Below are 20,600 nucleotides of genomic sequence, written 5' to 3'. Positions count from 1 at the left end.
CCTCACCCATGCCGAAAGTGGCGAACGCCGGTAAACACCATCGCCACTCCCAACCGGTTGGCTGCCTCGATCACCTCGGCATCCCGAACCGACCCGCCCGGCTGAATCACCGCCGTAGCTCCGGCCTTGGCGACTACCTCCAGACCATCAGGAAACGGGAAGAAGGCATCCGAGGCGGCAACCGTACCCGCCAGCGGCAACACGGCCTTCATCGCGCCGAACCGTGCCGCATCCACGCGGCTCATCTGTCCCGCACCGATACCAACCGTCTGCCCATGCCCATCGGCAAACCGCGCATAGACGATCGCATTCGATTTCACATACTTGCAGATGCTCCACGCGAACAGCAGAGCCCGCAGCTCTTCAGCCGTAGGTTTCCGCTCCGTCACCATCTTCAGTTCGGCCTCGGTGATCTTCAGATGGTCGGCATCCTGCACCAACATGCCGCCCGAGACCTGCTTCAGCATTCGCGGCGTATCCGCAGGTGAGATCTTCACCAGCCTCAGGTTCTTCTTTGCGGCAAACCGCTCCAGCGCTCCGGCAGTAAACGATGGCGCAACAATGGCCTCGACAAACAGCTTGGCAATCTCTTCGGCGGCCTCTGCATCCACCTCGCGGTTGATGCCGATCACGCCGCCAAACGCCGAGACCGGATCGGCCTCGAGCGCCCGCTTATAAGCCTCCAGCACCGTCGCCCCAGTCGAAGCTCCACACGGATTGGTGTGCTTGATGATCGCCACGGCCGTCTCATCGAACTCGCTGGCAATATCCCAGCACGCATCCAGATCGACGAGGTTGTTATAGCTAAGCTCCTTGCCCTGCAACTGCTCCGCCCCGGCAACGCCCTTGCCGCTGCCATCGACATAAAGCGCGGCCTTCTGGTGCGGATTCTCGCCATAGCGAAGCGTCTTTGCCAGCGGCTCGATCAGCCGGATCGCCTGCGGCAGCTCCTTTGAAAACACCGCCGCGCCACTAGGCTCCTCGATGCTCTCGAGCGCCGTCGCAATTCCGGCATCGTAAGCCGCCGTCACCGCAAACGCCTGCTTCGCCAGCCGCCAGCGAGTGGCCCGGCTCAAGCTACCCTTGTTCGCCTTCAACTCTTCCGTCAGTGAGCCGTAGTCACTCGCCGAGGTCACAATCGCCACATCGGCAAAGTTCTTCGCCGCCGACCGCACCATCGAAGGCCCGCCGATATCGATATTCTCGATCACATCGGCAAACGCCACGCCCGGCTTCTGCGAGGTCTTCTCGAACGCATACAGATTCACCACCACCATATCGATCGGTTCAATCGCGTGTTCCGCAACCGACGCCTCATGCTCGGCATTCTCACGGATATGCAGGATGCCGCCATGCACCTTGGGATGAAGCGTCTTCACGCGGCCGTCCAGCATCTCCGGGAAGCCAGTCAGATCGCTGATATCACGAACGGGCAGGCCTGCCTCACGCAGCGCGCGAGCAGTCCCTCCGGTCGATACAAGGTCTACGTTGAATGAAGCAAGAGCACGAGCAAAATCGACAAGGCCTGTCTTGTCCGTCACGGACAGGAGAGCACGGCGAATGCGGCGAAGGTCGGCAGGAGCGGCAGAACTGGAGGCGGAGGAATGTTCGATCATCACACTCCTATTATGCTTGACCCGCCGCCTCAAATCACAGCAGCATGCCACCAGTCAGCGACGCCGCCTGTGCCAGCCCATGCGACGCGCACCAGCGCTTCAGGCCATTGGCAATATTTTCCACCGCCCGCGGATCGGCATAGCTCGCCGTCCCCACCTGAACCGCCGTCGCCCCGGCCAGCATAAACTCCACCGCATCCTCCGCCCGCACAATCCCACCCATCCCGACAACAGGAATCTTCACCGCCCGCGAGACCTCATGGACCATCCGCACCGCAATCGGCTTGATCGCCGGTCCCGACAACCCACCGGTCACATTGGCGATCTTCGGCTTGCGCGTCTTCACGTCAATCGCGAGCGAGACAAACGTATTCACCAGCGAGACCGCATCCGCTCCGCCATCCTCCGCCACCTTGGCCATCTGCCCGATATTAGTCACATTCGGCGACAGTTTCACCATCAACGGACGCTTCGCTGCCGCCTTGCACCGCACCGTCAGCTCATGCAGCAGCGCCGGATCGGTTCCAAACACCATGCCACCGTGGCTCGTGTTCGGACAGCTCGCATTCAGCTCGTACATGGCGATGCCCTCGGCGTCGTTCAGCGCGCCGATCACCTCCAGGCAATCCTCAATCGTGAAGCCGAAGACATTCGCAATCACCACCGCGCCAGCCAGCTTTCGCAGTTTGGGCAGCTTCTCCGCGATAAACGGGCGAACCCCCATATTTTGCAACCCAATGGCATTGATCATCCCTGCCGCCGTCTCAATGATTCGGGGAGCGGCATTACCCGCCATCGGTTCCCGCGAGAGCCCCTTGGTCACAAACGCGCCGATACGCTCCAGCGAGACGATCTCTTCGAACTCGATGCCATAGCCAAACGTCCCGCTCGCCGCAATGACGGGCGAACGCAGTTCGACCCCAGCGATGTTTACCCGCATATCCGGGCCTTTACCGTGTGCCGTCACACTCACCCTATCCTTCACCCCTGTCCCTCTCAATACGCAAGCTCGGCAGCAGCAGTTTTGCTTCCAGGCACCCCAAGGCTTCAGCCTTGGGTCTCTTTTAGAGCTTCAACAAAGTGGGGCTTTAGCCCCGGAGGTATGCCCTCTTGTTAAAAGAGGGAACACAAAAGAACTCATCCCGACAATCTCTCTAAGCCTAATCGTATTTCCTTTGCGTCCCTTATCAAAATCCGCATTCGCCCCGAGAGACGCTAAAATACTTCTAATGATCGATCTAGGGTTTATGCGGGCGAATCTGCCCCTTGTGGAGGAGAAACTGCGCGCACGGGGTATGGACCCGTCTGCCGCGCTGGGCAATTTTGCCGAAGTGGACCAGCAGCGGCGTGATGCCATCACCCGCGTCGAAACGCTGAAGGCAGAGCGCAACAAGCTCACCACAGAGATCGCCGCCCTGCGCAAGGCAGGCTCCGACGCCACCGCGCAGACCGAGCAGACGCGAACACTCAAGACCGAAGTCGAGTCTCTCGAAGCCACCGCAGCCGCAGCCGACGACCGCCTGCGCGAGATGATGCAGACGCTCCCTAACCTCCCACAGGACGACGTCCCCATCGGCAAGTCCGAGCACGACAACCGCGTCGAAAAGACCTGGGGCGAGCAGCCGAAGTTCAGCTTCCCCGCCAAGCCACACTGGGAGCTGGGCGAAGCCCTCGGCATCCTCGACTTCAACCGCGCCGCCAAGATCTCCGGCTCGCGCTTCGTCGTGCACTTCGGCCAGGGAGCGCGCCTCGAACGCGCGCTCGCCAACTTCATGCTCGACCTGCACACCGGCGAGCACGGCTACACCGAAGTCCTGCCGCCCTACATGGTCAACTCCAAGTCGCTCTTCGGCACCGGCCAGCTCCCCAAGTTCGCCGAAGACCTCTTTCACTGCGACGACAAAGGTCCCTACGTCGCGGGCGAGCTAAACGACAGCGACCACTGGCTCATCCCCACCGCCGAAGTCCCCGTCACCAACCTCTTCCGCGACGAGACCCTCGACGAAGCGCATCTCCCCATCTCCTTCTGCGCCTACACCCCCTGCTTCCGGAGCGAGGCAGGCAGTTACGGCAAAGACGTTCGCGGCATGATCCGCCAGCACCAGTTCCAGAAGGTCGAGCTGGTCAAGTTCGCCAAACCCGAAGACTCCAACGCCGAGCACGAGCGCCTCACCCGCCACGCCGAAACCGTCCTCGAAAAGCTCGGCCTTCCCTATCGACGCATGCTGCTCTGCACCGGCGACATGGGCTTCTCCTCGGCCAAGACCTACGACCTCGAGGTCTGGCTCCCCGGTCAGAACCTCTACCGCGAGATCTCCTCCTGCTCCAACTTCGAGGCCTTCCAGGCCCGCCGCGCCAACATCCGCTACCGCCCCAGCGGTGCGAAGAAGAGCGAATTTCTCCACACTCTCAACGGCAGCGGCCTTGCCGTCGGGCGCACTTATCTCGCCATTCTCGAGAACTATCAGCAGGCCGACGGTACTATTCGCGTTCCCGACGCGCTCGTCCCATACATGAACGGTGATACAGTCATCGGCAAGCAGCAAGGCAGGGGCTGACACGATGATCAAACTCCTTCGCAGCTATCTCTTCTGGACCTACGAGCGCGGCAGCTTCCACTACGACGTCATGGTGACGCTGATTCTCCTCTTCCTCTTCGTCGGGCCGCGGTTCATCGACTTCAAGGCCAAGCCGGTTGAGACCATCACCCTCGCTCCCAGCGAAGTCATGGTGAAAGAGGCAGGAACGACCGAGGCGGGTAAGATCTTCGTCTACCAGATTCGAGCGCAAGACCTGCCTGCGACCACCAACGAGAGCGACCGGCAGGCAGCCATCCTCAACGTGATCGAGCCGATCTCGGGCCACGTCACGCTCCGCCGCTATGAGCCCATCCGCGACGCCAAGGGAAAGATTATCTCCTATAACGCCTGGGTTCTCCGCTAGCGTCCGGTCAGGTCGCAGCCTACCCCAATCCCACGACGAACCATCCAATGACCGGGAGCAATTAACGAATGATGAATCTCCGCCGTGCCGCTACAGCGCTTCTTATCCCCGCCGCCGCGCTCTTGATTTCACCTGTCTCCTCTCTTGCTCAATCCAAGCCTGCCGATCTGAACGCCGTCCTGCACGAGATGGACCAGGCGAGCGCCAGGTTCAAATCCGCGGAGGCCGACTTCCGCTGGGACATCTACGAGCGGGTCGTCAAAGAGACCACGACGCAAACCGGCAGCATCTACTTCATCAAAAAAGGCTCCGACCTGCGGATGGGCGCGCAGTTCAAACCGCCCACAGCCAAAGTTGTTGAGTATAAAAATGGTGTCCTGCAACTCTTCGACCCCGGCGCGGACCACCTCACCGTCATGAAGGCCGGAAACAATCAGGCGCAGGCTGAGAACTTCCTCACCCTCGGCTTCGGTGGCAGCGGCAGCGATCTCTCCAAGGCCTGGACCATCACCGACCTCGGCACCGAGCAGATCAACGACGGCAGCAAGATGGTGACGACCACCAAGCTCGATCTGGTCTCAAAAGATCCCAACATGCGCAACACCTTCACACACATCATCCTCTGGGTCGACCCTGCACGCGCAATCTCGCTGAAGCAGCAGTTCTTCATGCCGTCGGAAGACCAGCGCACGACCTACTTCACCAACATCCGCTACAACCAGTCGGTCAACACCAGGCCCTTCGCGATCAAGACGGACAAGAGCACGACGGTCGATCGTCGTTAGGGAACTCTGATGTAAGCCTTGGACTTGAAAGGGACGGACTTTAGTCCGTCCGTAAGTGGCTTTGCTTCGAAGTGGCTTTCGCCACCGAGGGAATGCCTAGGACTCAACCAGAGCTTCATTGGGCCGCGCCGCAATCACCGCTGCCCACACAACCATCACCGGAAAGAACTCCAGCGTATATCGCGGCTCCGAGTTGTCGAGCGTCAGCAGCACAGCGCACCGCAGCAGCACAAACCCCATCATCGACCAGGCCAGCGCAGGGTTTCCATCCCATCCCCGCATCCGCCACAGCCAGAAGCCAACGCCTGCCAGCAAAAAATAAAGCAGGTTCAGCCCGGCATACCCTGCGGCAAACCAGCTCTTCTCGGGATGATCCCAGTGCCACCAGTACAGCGGGATCGGCATCATCTCCGTCCGTGGCCGGAACATCATGTTTCCTAAGCGCGCCACGGGCAGGGCAACATAGTAGCGAACCGGATCATCCTGAATTCGCTGCTCGGCAATCTTTTCAAACCGTGCATCGATCGTTGCCGTGGCATTATCGGTCTGGTTGTAGTCGTTCAACAGCGCATTCGTCTGCTCATACTGCTCTTCGGAATCGAAGGCCCGCGATGGCACATCGCTGATGTCGATCTCCGCGCCGTCATAGTTCCAGTACACGTCCTCGGTCGAGGCAAAGTCGATGGCCCAGGTCCCGTACCATCGCTGAAATCCCAGGGGATCCAGCTCCCCCTGATCGGTGGCCGAACGAGGAGCCAGCGGCTGAATCACATGAAACGTCCGCCAGTTCCGCACCGCCCAGGGTGCCAGCGGAAGCACCATGCACACGGCGGCCACAGCTACCGGCCACACGGAACGCGTCCAGTCGCGTCCCCGCAAACAGATCCAGAGCATAGCGCCCAGCACGGCTGCGGCCAGCAATCCCTGCTCAGGCCGCAGCAGCACGGCATAGGCAAGCGCGAAGGTGATCGCCCAGAGCCAACGGTTCAGGCCGAGGGCCGTCGTCCGCCATCGTTCCAGCCCATAAAAGGCAACCGCGATACAGGCCAGACTCAGCGTCTCCGTCAAGGGAGCCGCAACATAGTTCGCCGTAAACGGGCACAGGGCAGCCAGCCACAGCGCGACCACCGCCGCGCGCCGCCCAAACAAACGCCCCGCCAGCGCACTCACGACCAGGCAGGTGAACAGGTCGATCACGCTCTGGACGACCATCACCGCGGTGTAGTGCTCCATGCCGAAGACGCGAAAACACGCTGCCAGAAACAGCGGATAGCCGGGCAGCCGGATCAGCGTTGGACGCGGAGCGATACCGGTCCGGGTAAATCCATAGACGCCATGCTCCAGCCAGTTCTTGGCAATATCGCCATACAGCAGCGTGTCGCCGTCGATCCTGGCGAAATGGGCGATAAACCATAGCCGCAGGGCAAGCCCCAGCACCAGCGGCAAAGCCACCCATAGCCCTAGCTGTATTCGCCTACGAGTCATGTATGTGCATCATACTTTGGATCATGCCCTCCATTGCCTTCACATTGACTGAACCCGTTTCCCTGCATACGATTGACATAGGCGCTTACACCGCAACCCCTCCTCAATGAACAAGCAAATTTTCTACGATCCGCTACGTAAACGCTGGAAGAGGCTGCGTCGAGTTCTCGATATCCTCGCTCTTCTCGGCATCCTGCTGATCGCCGTGTTTCTGGTGGGACTGCTGCGCACCAAACCCTTGCCCGAGCTGTCTTTTCAGGCTCAAAAGCGGAACTACCGTACCCTGACCAATCCGCGAAAGCCGGTCCTCAAACCGGGCCAGAAGCTGCGCCCCTCCGCGCATCGAAAGACCGACCTTAAGCCCTCGGACGTTACCCTGAACTCAGGGGAAGGACTTCGTGCCGCCTACTATGTCGAGTGGGACCCAGCGAGCTACTCCTCGCTCAAGCAGCACATCAAGCAGGTTGACCTGCTCTTTCCCGAGTGGCTCCACATCGTTACGCCCGATGGCAACCTGACCTCATTCACCATCGACAACCGGCCCTTCCGCGTCGTCGATGACGGTGGAGTCCACCCGGTTGACCAGGAGTTCAAGGTGGCCCGCACGATTGCGGCAAACCACGTCGATACCGAGGTCTTCCCGCTCGTCAACAACTACGACCCGGTCAAGGGCATCTTTCTCTCCTCCATCGGAGACTTCCTCGAAAGCGACGAGGCCCGCGCAACCTTCCTCAAGCAGCTCGATACGTTTTTCGCGGCAAACCCCAACTACCACGGCCTGTCACTCGACTTCGAGGAGATTCCCTCCGTTGCTCAGCCCGGCTACAACTCCCTGATCGCCGCCATCTACAGCGACTTTCAGCAGCACCATCTTCGCCTTTACGTGAATACTCCCGTAGGCGACGACGACTTCAACCTGAAATACATTGCCGACCACTCCGACGGACTGCTGCTGATGAACTACGACCAGCACCAGACCGACAGCGGTCCCGGCCCCATCGCTCCGCAGGACTGGTTCATCGACAACCTGAAGAACGTCCTCAAGATTGTCCCTAAAGAGAAGATCATCTGCGCCATCGGCAGCTACGGCTACGACTGGTCCATGTCCATGCCTCCGGCGCCTGCCAAACACGGAAGGCACATCAAGCCAACGCCTCCAAAGGTGTTGACTTCAGAGAACCTGTCGACGCAAGAGGCCTGGCAGGAGGCCTATGACTCCGGCTCTGACGTCGAGCTGGATGACAACTCCCTTAACGCGCACTTTGCCTACGACGACGAAGACGCTCATGTCCGTCACCAGGTCTGGTTTCTCGATGCGGTCACCGTCCTGAACGAGATGCGGGCAGCACGCGCGCTTGGACTCGAGACCTTTGCCCTGTGGCGGCTTGGCTCCGAGGACAACTCGCTCTGGAAGATCTGGGACAACCCGACCAAGGGAGACCCGCTCAAGGAGCTCGCCACCGTCGAGCCCGGATATGACGTGGACACCGAGGGCGACGGCGACATTCTACGCATCACGCGAAAGCCCCAGAATGGTCAGCGCACCATGACCCTGGACGATGACACCTCGATCCCGTTGAACTACCGCTCCATCACCGACGAGACGATGGACTCCCTCCCGCTCTCCTACACGGTGCAGCAGTACGGCTACCACCCCAAGGAGGTCGCGCTCACCTTCGACGACGGCCCCGATCCCGAGTGGACGCCGAAGATCCTCGACATTCTGAAGCGTTACAACGTCCACGCCACCTTCCTGATGATCGGCGAAGTAGCTGAAAACAATGTCGGCGTGATGCAGCGGGTCTATCGCGAAGGCCATGAGATAGGCAACCACACCTTCACCCATCCGGACATCAGCGACATCTCCAACGCTCAGGTTGACCTGCAACTGAACCTCACCGAGCGCCTCTTCGCCTCCAAGCTGGGCGTACAGCCTCTCTACTTCCGTCCGCCCTACTCCATCGACCAGGAACCCGACACCAACGACCAGGCCGCGCCTGTAGACCGCATTCAGCACATGGGCTACGTCATCCTGGGCAACAAGATCGACACCAACGACTGGGACGAGCATCCACGTAAATCTCCGCAGGAGATCGTCGAGAGCGTCTTCCAGCAGATTGCGGACATGAACGTCCGTACCTGGACGAAAGGCTCCGTCATCCTGATGCACGATGGCGGCGGCGACCGCTCCGCAACCGTTGCCGCGCTGCCAGTCCTTATTGAAGCTCTGCGCGCCCACGGCTACAAGATCGTCAACGTCTCCGATCTGATCGGCAAGACCCGCGCCGAGGTGATGCCACCGCTCACGCCTCACCAGCGTTGGATGGCCCGCGCCGACTCCGTCACCTTCTTCTTCGTCGGCTTCTTTAATAACTTCATCGTCGGCGTCTTCTTTATTGGCGATATCCTCATGAGCGCACGGCTCGTCATCATGGGCATCTGTGCCATCATCGACCGCCTGCGCAAGCGCAAAAACTACGCAACCGAGAGTTATCAGCCAAGAGTCGCAGTCGTCATCCCCGCCTACAACGAAGAGACGGTCATCGTGCGGACCATCCGCTCCGTGATGATGTCTACCTATAAGAACCTGCGCATCATCGTCGTCGACGACGGCTCAACCGACAAGACCTACGACATTGCGCGCGCGGCCTACCCCGCCGATATCGCCTCCGGCCGCCTCATCGTTATGACCAAGGCCAATGCCGGTAAGGCAGAGGCCCTGAACTTCGCCCTTCCCCATATCGAGGAAGAGATCTATGTCGGCATCGACGCCGATACGGTCATCGCCCACGACGCCATCGCCCGGCTGGTGCCGAACTTTGCCAACCCCAAGGTCGGTGCCGTCGCCGGCAATGCCAAGGTGGGCAACAAGGTCAACCTGTGGACCCGCTGGCAGGCGTTGGAATACATCACCAGCCAGAACTTCGAGCGCCGCGCCCTCGATCTCTTCGATGTCGTCACCGTCGTTCCCGGTGCCATCGGAGCGTGGCGCACCTCCATCGTCAAGGAGGGCGGCGGCTATCACTCCAATACCGTAGCCGAAGATGCCGACCTCACCATGAACATCCTCGAGCAGGGCTATTCGTCCATCTACGAGGACGCGGCCCTGGCCTTCACCGAAGCGCCGGTGACAGCCAACGGACTGATGCGCCAGCGTTTCCGCTGGTCCTTCGGCATCCTGCAGGCCATCTGGAAGCACCGCGGCGCATTCACCAAACACAAGGCTCTGGGCTTCTTTGCGCTCCCCAACACGCTGATCTTCCAGATCCTGCTGCCGCTGGTCTCCCCGCTCATCGACCTCATGTTTGTCGTCGGCGTGCTGAGCTATTACGTCGACAAGCACTTCCATCCGATCACCACCTCGGCCGCCAACCTGGACAAGCTGATCATCTTCTTCCTTGCCTTCCTGATGATCGATTTCATTACCTCTGCGCTCGCCTTCGCGCTCGAACGAAAGCACCCGGCAAGCAAGGGCGACGGCTGGCTTCTCTTCCATATCTGGATTCAGCGCTTCACCTACCGCCAGGTCTTCTCGGTCGTGCTCTTCAAGACGATCAAGCGCGCCATCGACGGCAAGCCCTTCAACTGGGATAAGCTCGAGCGCACCGCCAAGATGTCCAAAGCCACCGATAAGCTCACCGAGGACAACTCCACGCACTAAGCTCTGTCTAAAACGAAAAGGTCATCCGACAGCAAAAGAACGTCATCTCGACCGGAGCAAAGTGGAGTGGAGAACCCCTGTATTTCGCCTTCGTCCTCGCTGTTGTCTGTTCTCATCGGCACTGAGAACGCTCTAAGAGTGGAAGCCATTCCAAATCATCATCCCCGACAGCACAATCACGATGACTGTGGTGAGCCAAGCCATCGCATTGAACCAGCGGCTGTTCGTATACTTCCCCATCAGCTCATGCTTGTTGATCAGGCGCAGCATGAAGATCAGCACTATCGGCAGCAGAACGCCGTTGAGCACTTGCGACAGGATGGTGAACTTGACCAGTGGAAAGTTCGGTATCAACACGATGCCCGCGCCGCCCGCCAGCAGCAGCGTGTAGAACCAGTAAAAGAAGCGGGCCTCCTTGAAGCTCTTATCGAGTCCGCTTTCGAGCCCAAGTCCCTCACAGACCGTATAGGCAGTCGATAGCGGAAGAATCGAAGCCGCAAACAGTGAAGCGTTGAAAAGTCCCGCGGCAAAGAGAATAAACGCATACTGACCGGCCAGCGGCTTCATCGCTCCCGCAGCATCGGCAGGGTCTGCAATATTACGGATGCCGTGAGTGAACAACGTCGCCGCACAGGCCACAACAATGAACCACGCCACAAGATCGGTAAAAAAGGAGCCAACGATGACGTCCAGCCGCGAGGCCTTGTACTGGCGAACGTTGATTCCCTTCTCAACAATGGTCGATTGCAGATAGAACTGCATCCACGGACTGATCGTCGTGCCGATAATGGCGACTGTCGAGTAGACGTACATCTTGTCGCTCCACACGCCGCGTCCCGGCAGCTTTACCGTTTCGACCAGTGCAAGATGCCAATCAGGCCCACTGAGAACGCCCGCCACGATGTAAGTAATATAGAAGACGCTGGCAATCAGAAAGACCTTTTCGACGCTCTTGTAGTCGCCTTTGACCACCAGTATCCAAACCAGAAACGCGCACGCCGGTACGCTGGCGTACTTGCTGATGTGGAAGAGTTGCATGCTGCCCGCAATGCCGGAGAACTCCGCAATGACGTTGCAGAAGTTGACCACCACCAGCAGGATCATCATCACAAAGGTCATGCGCAACCCGAACTCTTCCCGAATCAGGTCGCTCAGTCCCTTGCCTGTGACCACCCCCATGCGCGCGCACATCTCCTGCACGATGATCAGCGCCAGCGTGATCGGAATCATCGTCCACAGCAGCGTGTATCCGAACTGTGCGCCCGCCTGCGAGTAGGTAAGGATGCCGCCGGCATCGTTGTCGACGTTCGCGGTGATGAAGCCTGGCCCAAGCACGGCCAGAAAGAGGATGAGACTCGTTCGCCATCTGCGCCACGATGTCATAGCGCTTCGTCTCCAGCCTCTTGCAGAAGCTGCTTCCCTTCAGCCTGAACCAGATCGTAGAGCCTCTGCGCGGGTGCATCCAGCGTGGCGTCCCCAGCCACACGGACATTGTTCTGAATGTGGTCCGGGTTCTTCGAAGAGAACAGAATGACGCTCCCCGGATTCATGACGAGTGATGCCTTAAGCATCAGGTTTGCCAGTTGCTCCCGATCTCCGAGTTCGGCTCCGACCTTCTCCGACCAGCGCCTGCAGAGGACCGTATCCTTCGTTAGCGCGCCATGCAGGGAGCGGAAGTTCTTTGTGAGCGCGCGATGGTGAATGCGAAAGGGGCCGCCGAATGGGACCGGAGCATCGAGAACTGACCACTCATACTGTAGCGTGCGGCAATATGCGGGACGCGAGATGAGAAGATCATCCACCTTGGCTGCTTCGCTGCCGATGCCGAAGGTTCCGATCGTTCCTTTGGCAACTTCGTCTTCGAGAAGACGAAGCAAACCGTCGTCCTGAAGATCGAGGGCCTCCACCTCGTGCAGAAGCCACACATCAATGTGGTCGGTGCGTAGAGCGGCAAGGCTCCGTTCGAGCGATTCCTTTGCCTGGGACGCAGTAAAGGAAGCTCTCCCTACGGGTCGCGTTGCGGTGTGAGCCATCCCGGCAAGCCGTTTCTTGAGCCCGGGGAGTTGTTTCACCAATGGACGGACGATGCCCCGTGCCATTCCGATAAAGGATACGTTTCTGGCCGGTGGAATCCCATATTTTGTCGCCACGGTCACATCGGAATGCTTCTGCAAAAACTCACCCAGGCAACTCTCCGCCTCTCCGTAACCGTACGTGGGAGCAACATCGAAGTGCCGAATCCCGGCATCGAAGGCGCTTTCGAGCACGGCCAAAGAATCGCGACGGCCCATCGCTCCCATCAGCGACGAGCAGCCGTAACCAAGCCGGGTGGTTTTACGGCCGGAACTTCCCAGTGCGATCTGATCCATTTTCTCTCCCGCCAAAAGGCCCTATGTCAGGCTAACCCAGATGTTGCGCCAGCCTGACAGCCAGCGCGAGAAGAGTGTGAGTCGGGTTTGAAAAGCCCGAAGTTGGAAAGACCGCGCTGCTACAGATGTAGGCATTACTCGTCCCATGGAGACGGAGGTTCGAATCGACCACACCCTTCGCGGGCGAGTCGGACATACGCATTCCGCCCATGTGGTGATTGCTGTCATCACAGTGCGCCAAAAACTTATCGGAAGAAAGATCTTCGTGCGGATGAACATGAGCCACACTGGCCAAAGACTTTGTGGCTATCCGGACGTACTCCCGTATGCTGGCAAGCTCTTTCTCTGAGATCTTCCAGTCGAGCCGTGTCCGCCGAAGGCCAAGGGCATCTCGGGTATCGGCCAGCGTAATGCTGCTCCTGGACATCGGCTCCTGTTCGCAGTGAACGCGAAGAAAGATGCGTGCATCGGGTGGATTATAAGCACGATGCTGAACCTTGTAACGAAACCCCTGGCGGACGATGAGTGGAAGGTGACGAGCTGCGAAGCCGACCTCCGCCGCGCCGATCTCACGAACACGTCCCCGTAAAAAGCTCTTAGCCGTCGTCTTCAACTCCGTCAGGGTCTCGTCGGTATCGCTGACGAAGGCCATCGTGGATGCAACGTTGAGCGTACCGTGTGCAGCCTGCTCGGACACAGCCAGCCGCAGCTTGGGATGATATTTAAAGCCTCTGCTGAAGACGTTGTCGAACATCCGGTGAAAGCGCCCGGTATGGATCGGCTCCACGGTCGCCGCGTTGCAATCCACATGATCCTGAAAGTGCTTGCCCAGCAGCCCGGAGCTGTTCCACGGCAGACCAGCAGCTCTAGGCTGTAGAAAAAAACGAGAACTCTCTATCCCACCAAGGCAAAAAATAAACTGGGAAGCATGAAAGATAGCCTCTTTGCCGGTAAGCGTGCGGCAGCGAATACCCCGCATCACCTCTCCTTCGAGCACGGGCTCTGTCGCATTGGCGTGGAGCCAGAGGCTTATGCCCGAGTGTTCTTCGATAGATTTACGATGCAGCCTGGCAAAGTTCGGCTCGGGGCACCAGCGGGAAAAATATGGTTCCAGATCGGGTAGCTTCGGTGATGCTTCGCCGATCTCGCGCCAGACCTCTTCGTCCTGACGCGTAACTTTCGCCAATCCTTCAAACTCCAATGCCCGTTCGTAAAACGGTGTAAGCTCACTCTTTGGAAAAGACCATCCGCTGCCATCGATCCCCGGACGCTGTTCGAAATCCAAAGTGTCCAATTCGAGAATCTGGCCACCCCATTTGGTCGTCGTTCCGCCTTTTGCGCGGAAGCGCCCGGTGTGAATCCCGCGATGCGGAAGTCCCGAAAGCTCGCTGAGGTAGGGGTCCTGCGAAGACTCTTCGATTTCGCTGCCGCCGCCTTCGAGCAGAAGAACGCTCTTGCCCCGGCGTGCCAGATCTACCGCCAGAACAATACCCGCAGCCCCAGCGCCGACAATGCAGATATCGGCGGCCGCACCAGCTTCAGGTTGCGACTGGAGCAGATCGCGAATCATGAACGTCTCCCTGCCTGTTGCATTCTCTGAACAATCGGTTGGGCGCGTTCGATGATGAGGCCCACCTGGCGGTCGTTGTGATACCCGTCGCGAACCCCTCGCGCATGGCCCGCGGCCGCAATCCGCTCGCGTGCCGCTTCGTCCGGAAGATAGCGGCGAATCTTTGCAGCGCATTCTTCTATGTCGGAAAAAAAGACCGCTTCCTCACCTTCTATAAAGCGCTGCTTATGTCCCTCCGAGCGTTCGGCAAGCAGAAAGCCCCCGCAACCGACGATCTCGAAGCTCTTCTGGACAAACTCATCCTGATTGGAGTGCGTAATGAAGCTGAGGTTGATCTGCGACTTCCAGATGCCCTCCCTGTACTCGTCGCAAAACAGTTCTCCCTTGCCACGATAGATGGCCGCTGCTGCCTCTGCACCCAGAGCTGGCTTCCAGACCAGACCTCCGGAGACAGTGACCGGGACCCCAAACTCTTTCCATAGCCGCGTGAGAAATTCTGCGCGCTTGTCATAGGGCGTTCCGATAAAAGAGACAGCACGGTCTCGGTCCTTGTCGCTCCAGCCGGAAGGAGGAGGAAAGTGAATGGTGGGCTCATAGGCAGTCTGAATCTTGATGACATCGCGAGCACCGTGCTCCCGATAGTCGAGAATGTTTTTATCGCGCTGCACGGCATGCAGGTCATAGTGCGGAATGTCCTTCATGTAGAGCCGCCAGCCGGGATCTTTCCGAGGACCAAAGGGATTGTCGATCATGTAACTGACCGTGGCTATTCCCATCGCTCTCATGCGATCAAGCGTCGCTGGCCGCATCCCAAGCAGCTTGTCCGTCCACAACAGATCGGGTCTCTCATCCGCGGCCACACGAAGCAGATCGCGGTTGAGACGCGAGACCAGTGGTCCCGTCGCGAGACGATAGAAGACCTTGCGCGCGTAGGCGTTTTTATATTGATACTCATCCGCATTAAAAGGAATGATCTGATGGCCCAACCGCTCCAGAGCCCATAAGCGAGAGAGCGAGGAGCCATTAGGCGAGAGGCTGGCGGCATAGAGAATTTTCATTGGAATCGGAGTCTCTTCCTGATTGTTGGCGTTGTTTTGATTCTAGTTGTTAGATCGCAGCAGGGCGATTACCTGCTCGGCATGTACAACTCCCACCAGCCGTTTTTCGTCGTCCAGCACCGGCAGCGATCGCAGGTTGTATTTGTCGAAAAGCTCGGCCACCTTGCGGCCGTTCGAATCGATATTGCAGGCCACGACATGGCTGTGCGGCAGCTCTGCCAGTGGAGCATCCGGTGCCGCCAGCAGCAACTGGACCAGCGGAATAAGGCTGGCAATCCTTCCCTCTTCATCCAGGAGATAAATATCTGTGACAATCTCGATGTCGCCCTCAAACTCGCGCAGCGCTGCAATAGCCTCCGCAAGCCGCGCTGTCGCAGGCAACGCAATGTAGTCCGTCGTCATGCGCCCTGCGGCCGAGTCGCCGGGGAACTCAAGCAGCTCCTCGACCTCCTGCCTCTCCTGGGGCTCCATCTCGCCGAGAATCTCTTCCGACCGCTCGTCCGACAATTCCGAGAGCAAGTCCGCGGCGGCCCCCGGGTCCATCTCCTCGACGATGTCGGCAATCTGGCCCGAGTCGAGCGACTCGATCAGCGCCTGCTGCATCTTCGGCTTGACCTCTTCCAGCGCCTCGGCGGCAATCTCCTCGTTGAGGCTGATAAACAGCGCCTGGCGCTCCGCAGGCGCAAGCTCCTCAAGAATGTCCGCGATATCGGAGGGGTGCATCTGCGAGAGCCGGTTCTGCTCGATCTTGAGCTTGACTCTGCGCGACGGGTCGCGGTCGATCAGGTCAACGAAGTCCCACGGGATCAGGCTGGGCCTGAAGCGTCCCGCGATGCGTTCGGCAGCGGCAGTGGGCAGCCCTTTCAAAAGACGGCGGATCGCACCGCGCAGCCCAACCTCGACCTCGACGATTCGCAGGGATAGCTCAGAGCCATTTTCCTGGCTCGACTCCCAGACCAGATCGACATCGTTAACCCGGACTACCTTGCGCCCATGCACATCGATGATCTGCTGATCGAGCAGATCGCGCTCCAGCATCAGCCGGTTGTCGTCGTCAGCCAGCGTGGCCGGCGAAGCGCCCGCGCGCATTTGCATCTCGTTGCGAGGTGTCAGCTTCAGATCGGTGATGAGAACCAGCGCGGGCGGCTCGCCCCGTTTCGCGGAAGGCCGCTTCAGCACCAGGCCATGAACCTGCGAAGTCGCAACCTCCGGCGCAACGACGAACTCGTGCACCCGGCCGTATAGGGAACCTCGTTCGTCCACCACGCTCGCGCCCATCAGGGCGGCAACGCTCGTTCGTTGGCTTAACTTCGTCATAGGCAATCGTAACTGCTGTAGTACAGGACTTTACATCATTCAGATTAAACGGCTTGCCTCCGTTCTACTGTGATGGTTGCTGAAAGAACCACGTCCTCTCGACCGGAACGGAGCGCAGTGGAGAGACCCTTGTATTTCGTCTTTCGCTACTCCGGCGCGCAGAGCCGAAAACCTGCATCCAATAAATTTGTGGAAAACGGAGCATTGGCCCAACCTGTCCGTATACTCCTCTTATCCGCATAGTAGCTCACCTGAACGAGCCGGACCGCGAAAAGACCGGAAAGTAATGCCGTCTCGTTCGCGCCCGTATCGAAGGGGAGGAAGATTTTGGAAAAGCTCAAGAACCCGCCATCCTTGACATTCGGCCAAACCACAAGCACACTGCCATCATCGCTCTCGTCTGCATCCGACGACCGATACAAGGGTTCTTCAGGGACAGCATTGGCCGATTCCACCACAAGCCGCGTCAGCTTCACACTTGACTCGTCGCTCGACAGCGTCAACAAAGTTGAGTTGACCGCCGAACAGACCGCGCAGCGCGCCGGCTTCGACGAGGACACCGCGACCCACGTGGCTATGGCCGTCCGCGAGGCCGCCGTCAACGCCGTTCTGCACGGCAATGCCTACGACCCCAACAAGCACATCACCGCCTCGTTTGAAACCACCTCGGATGCGCTCGTCATTCGCGTCGCCGACCAGGGCCCCGGACTCGATCCGGACACCATTCCCGACCCGCTTGCGCCAGAAAATATTCTCCGTGGTTCCGGTCGTGGCATCTTCCTTATCAAGGCATTCATGGATGAGGTACACTTTCGCCAGCTACATCCCGGCACGGAACTGACACTAATTAAACATCGCAGACCCGCTCAACCGGGGAACTAAGGAGACGATTACTCATGAGCATGAAAGTACAGACTCGCCAGGTCGACGGCATAACAATTCTGGATCTCAGCGGCCGAATCACACTCGGCGAAGGCAGCGTCACCATTCGCGACGCAGTTCGCGATGTGCTGGCCAAAGGGTCGAACAAGATCCTGCTCAACCTCGGCGAAGTCAACTATATCGATAGCTCCGGAATCGGCGAGCTGGTCAGCGCCTTCACCACGGTGAAGAACGCAGGCGGCGAATTGAAGCTGCTCAACCTCACCAAGAAGGTCCACGACCTGCTTCAGATCACCAAGCTCTACACCGTCTTCGACGTCAAGGACGACGAAGCCTCAGCAATCTCTTCCTTCACCAAATAACATCGTTCCGTACAAAAAGGCCGTCGCCCAAAGCGACGGCCTTCTTATTGCTCCAAACTGCCTACTTCGAGAAGTCAACCTTCGGCGCAGCGCTGTTCTCCGGATTGCCCTTGAAGTATTCATCCCTGTAGTGGAAACCCGCAAAGTTCGCCCAGATGCTGTTGGGAAACTGGCGAACATAAACGTTGTACTCTTCGAGCGTCCGGTTGTAGCGGCTGCGCTCAACCGCAATTCTGTTCTCTGTCCCGGCCAGTTCGTCCGTCAGCCGCGTGAACTGCTCGTTGCCCTTCAGGTTGGGATACTGTTCCTGCAACCGGAAGAACGGCCCCAACGCGACATCCAGCTTCGAGTTGGCCGCGATGCTGCTCGCGCGGTCCGGAGCGCTCGTGATGGCCGCGCGGGCGTTTGCGATGTTGGTCAGCACGGTGGACTCTTCGTTGACATAGCCCTTCACCGACGCAACCAGGTTCGGTATCAGGTCGAGGCGGCGCTGCTGCACCACGTTCACCTGCGAATAGGCCTGGTTGATGGCCTCATTCTTCTGAACCAAAGTATTCTTCGTGCTCACATAGCTGCCAAATCCAAACAGCAGTATGAGAATAATGACGCCCAAAATTCCAAGTCCAACCCATAAAGATTTCATTCGTCCCTCGATCTCCTTTGTCTGGTTTCGATCTTCCCGGCAGACATCTCCGGCTGTACTGTATCACTCCCGGATATCTCTGCCCTTCTCACTCCATTGACGCCGAGCTAATCTCTACATCGGGCACCCTCAAAAATCTCCACTCGCACCTCCGCCGCCGGAGCTTCCACCGCCAAAGCCGCCGAAGCCACCTCCGCCGCCCCGATCGTCATCTCCGCCACCTCTGCCGCCACCGCCTCCCATCAGGCTTCCCAGCAGAAAAAAGATCAGCCCGACATTTCCCGTCCTGACCAGGATGAACAACACAAACAGAATACCGAGCCCGCCAAGCACCACCTGCCATAGGCTCAGATGCACCGGCACTGCCTGCGGCTGCTGACGGTACTGCCGCTGCATCGGCTGCGTCAGGGTAACACCCGCATCCGTCGAAATAATCTGTGCAAGCTGCCCTACCCCCAGCGCCACCGCACGGTTATAGTCTCCCTGCCGCGCATACGGAGCCATCGCCCTGCCAATGTCGCCCACCTTGGCATCGTTGAGGATGCCCTCAAGCCCATAGCCGACCTCGATGCGCCCTCGTCTCGGCTGCATGACCAGCAACATCAGCACGCCCTTGTCGGTTCCCTTCGCCCCCACCTTCCACTTCTCTTCAAGCGCCGTGGCAAACTCTTCGATCGACTGGTCGCCGTCAATCGTCTTGATCGTGACCACAGCGATCTGCGCATGGGCCTGGCGGTCAACCTGCGTGCACAGCGCATCCACGCTCTGCACAGTCCCCGGAGACAGCACACCAGCAAAATCGTTGACATAGCCCGTAGGCGCAGGCAGCGACGCTACGGTCTCCGCCGTCAGAAAACCGACTGGCGAAAGAACCAGAACAACGATTGCCAGCCATCGCGAAATGCGCTTCATTGAAGGTCTATTCTACGCCTTGCCGGGCAGCATCACAGGGCAAAAGAAAAGGACGCTCCCGGCGTCCTTTTCCCTCACAACTCAACATCACTGCGCAGGCGGGGGAGGAGGCGCAGGCTGCTCCGCCCTGTTCTCGTGATGCCGATGCGGAACCTCGACACCTTTGCTCTTCGCCAGTTGGTCCACCATCACCAGGTGCTCATGAATCGTCTTCGCGCCCTTCACCACTGCAATTCTCAGCGCCGCGTCTTGGGTTCCTTGCGCTTCTACACGAAACTCCCTCAGGTCATGGTGATGCCCCTTCACCATCATCGTCAGATACTCCGTATCGAAGGCATCGCCCGATAGGCCATTCAGCTTGTCCAGCTCCGCCTGGTCTTCTTTGTTGATGTGCTTGGGCAGCATCACCCCCATCGAGTCCGCCACGCCCTCCAGATCCTTGTTCAGCGCCGTGTGCTCTTCGACCATATGCTGGCCAAGAGCCTTGACGTCGTCGCTGCCGCCCTTTTCTGCGGCCAGCTGGCCAAACTGCACCTGGGCCATTCCACCTTCGACGGCATTGCGAACGAACATCTTGTCCTTGGTCGCCTGTGCCGTCTGCTCGCTGCTTCCGATCGAGTCCTGCATCGACGGCCGCGACGGCTGCCGTTGTCCCGGCCCAGGCGAGGGCTCGCTCGATGGAGCCGACTGTTGCGCCGCCATCTCCGGCAGCGTTCCCGGCTCTGCCTGCCCAAACATCGCTACAGGAAATAACGTCGTTGCCGTACACAGCAGGATGATACGCACTGGTTTAAAGTTCATTGCCATAGCCCTCCGGCGGACATCTGTTAGTCGTTCTTGTGCCGCCTTGTCTTTCTGGTTTGGTGTACTCGTTCCGGTTAGGGTTGCCTCTCTCAAGTGGCTAACGCGGTATCCTGTCGGCTGGAGTTTATTGAATGACCGAAAGCATCATCACGCCGCCAACTGCCCGCCAGGAACCTACGCCTACAACGCTGCA

General features: G+C 59.0%; 17 protein-coding genes. 6 read left to right on the top strand and 11 right to left on the bottom strand.

All coding sequences use genetic code 11. From position 1 onward, the window contains the following. Nucleotides 1–2 precede the first annotated feature (2 nt). Together purH and VMU57_RS01135 are read right to left on the bottom strand one after the other, a co-directional pair. Nucleotides 3–1,616, bottom strand: coding sequence for a bifunctional phosphoribosylaminoimidazolecarboxamide formyltransferase/IMP cyclohydrolase (gene purH, locus VMU57_RS01140; protein WP_325379931.1), 1,614 nt, complete (start codon nt 1,614–1,616; stop codon nt 3–5). Nucleotides 1,617–1,650: 34 nt separating this feature from the next. After that, complete coding sequence (locus VMU57_RS01135; RefSeq protein WP_325379963.1) at nt 1,651–2,556, bottom strand: dihydroorotate dehydrogenase; 906 nt, start codon at nt 2,554–2,556, stop codon at nt 1,651–1,653. 289 nt (nt 2,557–2,845) lie between these two features. Here VMU57_RS01135 and serS point away from each other — a divergent pair, with 289 nt between their 5' ends. The 3 genes from serS (at nt 2,846) to VMU57_RS01120 (ending at nt 5,344) form a co-directional block, all read left to right on the top strand. Further along, nucleotides 2,846–4,174, top strand: coding sequence for a serine--tRNA ligase (gene serS / locus VMU57_RS01130; protein ID WP_325379929.1), 1,329 nt, complete (start codon nt 2,846–2,848; stop codon nt 4,172–4,174). Nucleotides 4,175–4,178: 4 nt separating this feature from the next. Then, nucleotides 4,179–4,559, top strand: a complete 381-nt coding sequence (locus VMU57_RS01125) for a hypothetical protein (RefSeq protein WP_325379927.1) — start codon at nt 4,179–4,181, stop codon at nt 4,557–4,559. A 68-nt stretch (nt 4,560–4,627) separates the two neighbouring features. Beyond that, the gene (locus tag VMU57_RS01120; RefSeq protein WP_325379925.1) at nt 4,628–5,344 is read left to right on the top strand and encodes an outer membrane lipoprotein-sorting protein; all 717 of its coding nucleotides are present in this window, start codon (nt 4,628–4,630) and stop codon (nt 5,342–5,344) included. Between the two features lie 96 nt (nt 5,345–5,440). Here the strand turns inward: VMU57_RS01120 and VMU57_RS01115 are convergent, their stop codons facing one another. Next, complete coding sequence (locus tag VMU57_RS01115) at nt 5,441–6,829, bottom strand: ArnT family glycosyltransferase (RefSeq protein WP_325379923.1); 1,389 nt, start codon at nt 6,827–6,829, stop codon at nt 5,441–5,443. A 106-nt stretch (nt 6,830–6,935) separates the two neighbouring features. Here VMU57_RS01115 and VMU57_RS01110 point away from each other — a divergent pair, with 106 nt between their 5' ends. Then, complete coding sequence (locus tag VMU57_RS01110) at nt 6,936–10,490, top strand: polysaccharide deacetylase family protein (protein WP_325379920.1); 3,555 nt, start codon at nt 6,936–6,938, stop codon at nt 10,488–10,490. 132 nt (nt 10,491–10,622) lie between these two features. Here VMU57_RS01110 and VMU57_RS01105 read toward each other — a convergent pair whose 3' ends face one another. From VMU57_RS01105 to VMU57_RS01085, 5 genes are read right to left on the bottom strand one after another with little or no spacing between them, the layout of a single operon-like run. After that, on the bottom strand, nt 10,623–11,873 hold the full coding sequence (locus VMU57_RS01105; protein WP_325379918.1) for an Nramp family divalent metal transporter: 1,251 nt from the start codon (nt 11,871–11,873) through the stop codon (nt 10,623–10,625). Next, nucleotides 11,870–12,859 (bottom strand): aldo/keto reductase, encoded by a 990-nt coding sequence (locus VMU57_RS01100; RefSeq protein WP_325379916.1) that lies wholly within the window; start codon nt 12,857–12,859, stop codon nt 11,870–11,872. Before VMU57_RS01100 ends, VMU57_RS01105 begins: the two co-directional genes overlap by 4 nt. Before the next feature lie 31 nt (nt 12,860–12,890). Next, nucleotides 12,891–14,429, bottom strand: a complete 1,539-nt coding sequence (locus VMU57_RS01095) for a GMC family oxidoreductase (RefSeq protein WP_325379914.1) — start codon at nt 14,427–14,429, stop codon at nt 12,891–12,893. Beyond that, nucleotides 14,426–15,487 carry a glycosyltransferase gene (locus tag VMU57_RS01090; RefSeq protein WP_325379912.1) on the bottom strand — a complete coding sequence of 354 codons (1,062 nt, stop codon included), beginning with the start codon at nt 15,485–15,487 and terminating at the stop codon, nt 14,426–14,428. The genes VMU57_RS01095 and VMU57_RS01090 overlap by 4 nt, the downstream gene beginning before the upstream one ends. A 42-nt stretch (nt 15,488–15,529) precedes the next feature. After that, on the bottom strand, nt 15,530–16,804 hold the full coding sequence (locus tag VMU57_RS01085; RefSeq protein ID WP_325379910.1) for a magnesium transporter MgtE N-terminal domain-containing protein: 1,275 nt from the start codon (nt 16,802–16,804) through the stop codon (nt 15,530–15,532). A 327-nt stretch (nt 16,805–17,131) separates the two neighbouring features. On the opposite strand from VMU57_RS01085, the gene VMU57_RS01080 reads away from it, so the two are divergent. Together VMU57_RS01080 and VMU57_RS01075 are read left to right on the top strand one after the other, a co-directional pair. Then, nucleotides 17,132–17,686, top strand: a complete 555-nt coding sequence (locus tag VMU57_RS01080) for an ATP-binding protein (RefSeq protein ID WP_325379908.1) — start codon at nt 17,132–17,134, stop codon at nt 17,684–17,686. A gap of 14 nt (nt 17,687–17,700) precedes the next feature. Continuing rightward, on the top strand, nt 17,701–18,048 hold the full coding sequence (locus VMU57_RS01075; RefSeq protein WP_158908951.1) for an STAS domain-containing protein: 348 nt from the start codon (nt 17,701–17,703) through the stop codon (nt 18,046–18,048). Between the two features lie 61 nt (nt 18,049–18,109). On the opposite strand, the gene VMU57_RS01070 is transcribed toward VMU57_RS01075, so the two are convergent. The 3 genes from VMU57_RS01070 to VMU57_RS01060 form a co-directional block, all read right to left on the bottom strand. Next, on the bottom strand, nt 18,110–18,691 hold the full coding sequence (locus VMU57_RS01070; RefSeq protein WP_325379904.1) for a LemA family protein: 582 nt from the start codon (nt 18,689–18,691) through the stop codon (nt 18,110–18,112). Between the two features lie 129 nt (nt 18,692–18,820). After that, entirely contained in the window at nt 18,821–19,603 is a 783-nt protein-coding gene (locus VMU57_RS01065; protein ID WP_325379902.1) for a TPM domain-containing protein, read from the bottom strand. An 87-nt stretch (nt 19,604–19,690) separates the two neighbouring features. Then, complete coding sequence (locus tag VMU57_RS01060) at nt 19,691–20,404, bottom strand: DUF4142 domain-containing protein (protein WP_325379900.1); 714 nt, start codon at nt 20,402–20,404, stop codon at nt 19,691–19,693. Nucleotides 20,405–20,600 lie beyond the last annotated feature (196 nt).

The sequence above is a fragment of the Edaphobacter sp. genome (genome assembly GCF_035532915.1).
Taxonomy (GTDB): domain Bacteria; phylum Acidobacteriota; class Terriglobia; order Terriglobales; family Acidobacteriaceae; genus Edaphobacter.
This window is presented reverse-complemented; position numbering and strand designations above follow the sequence as displayed.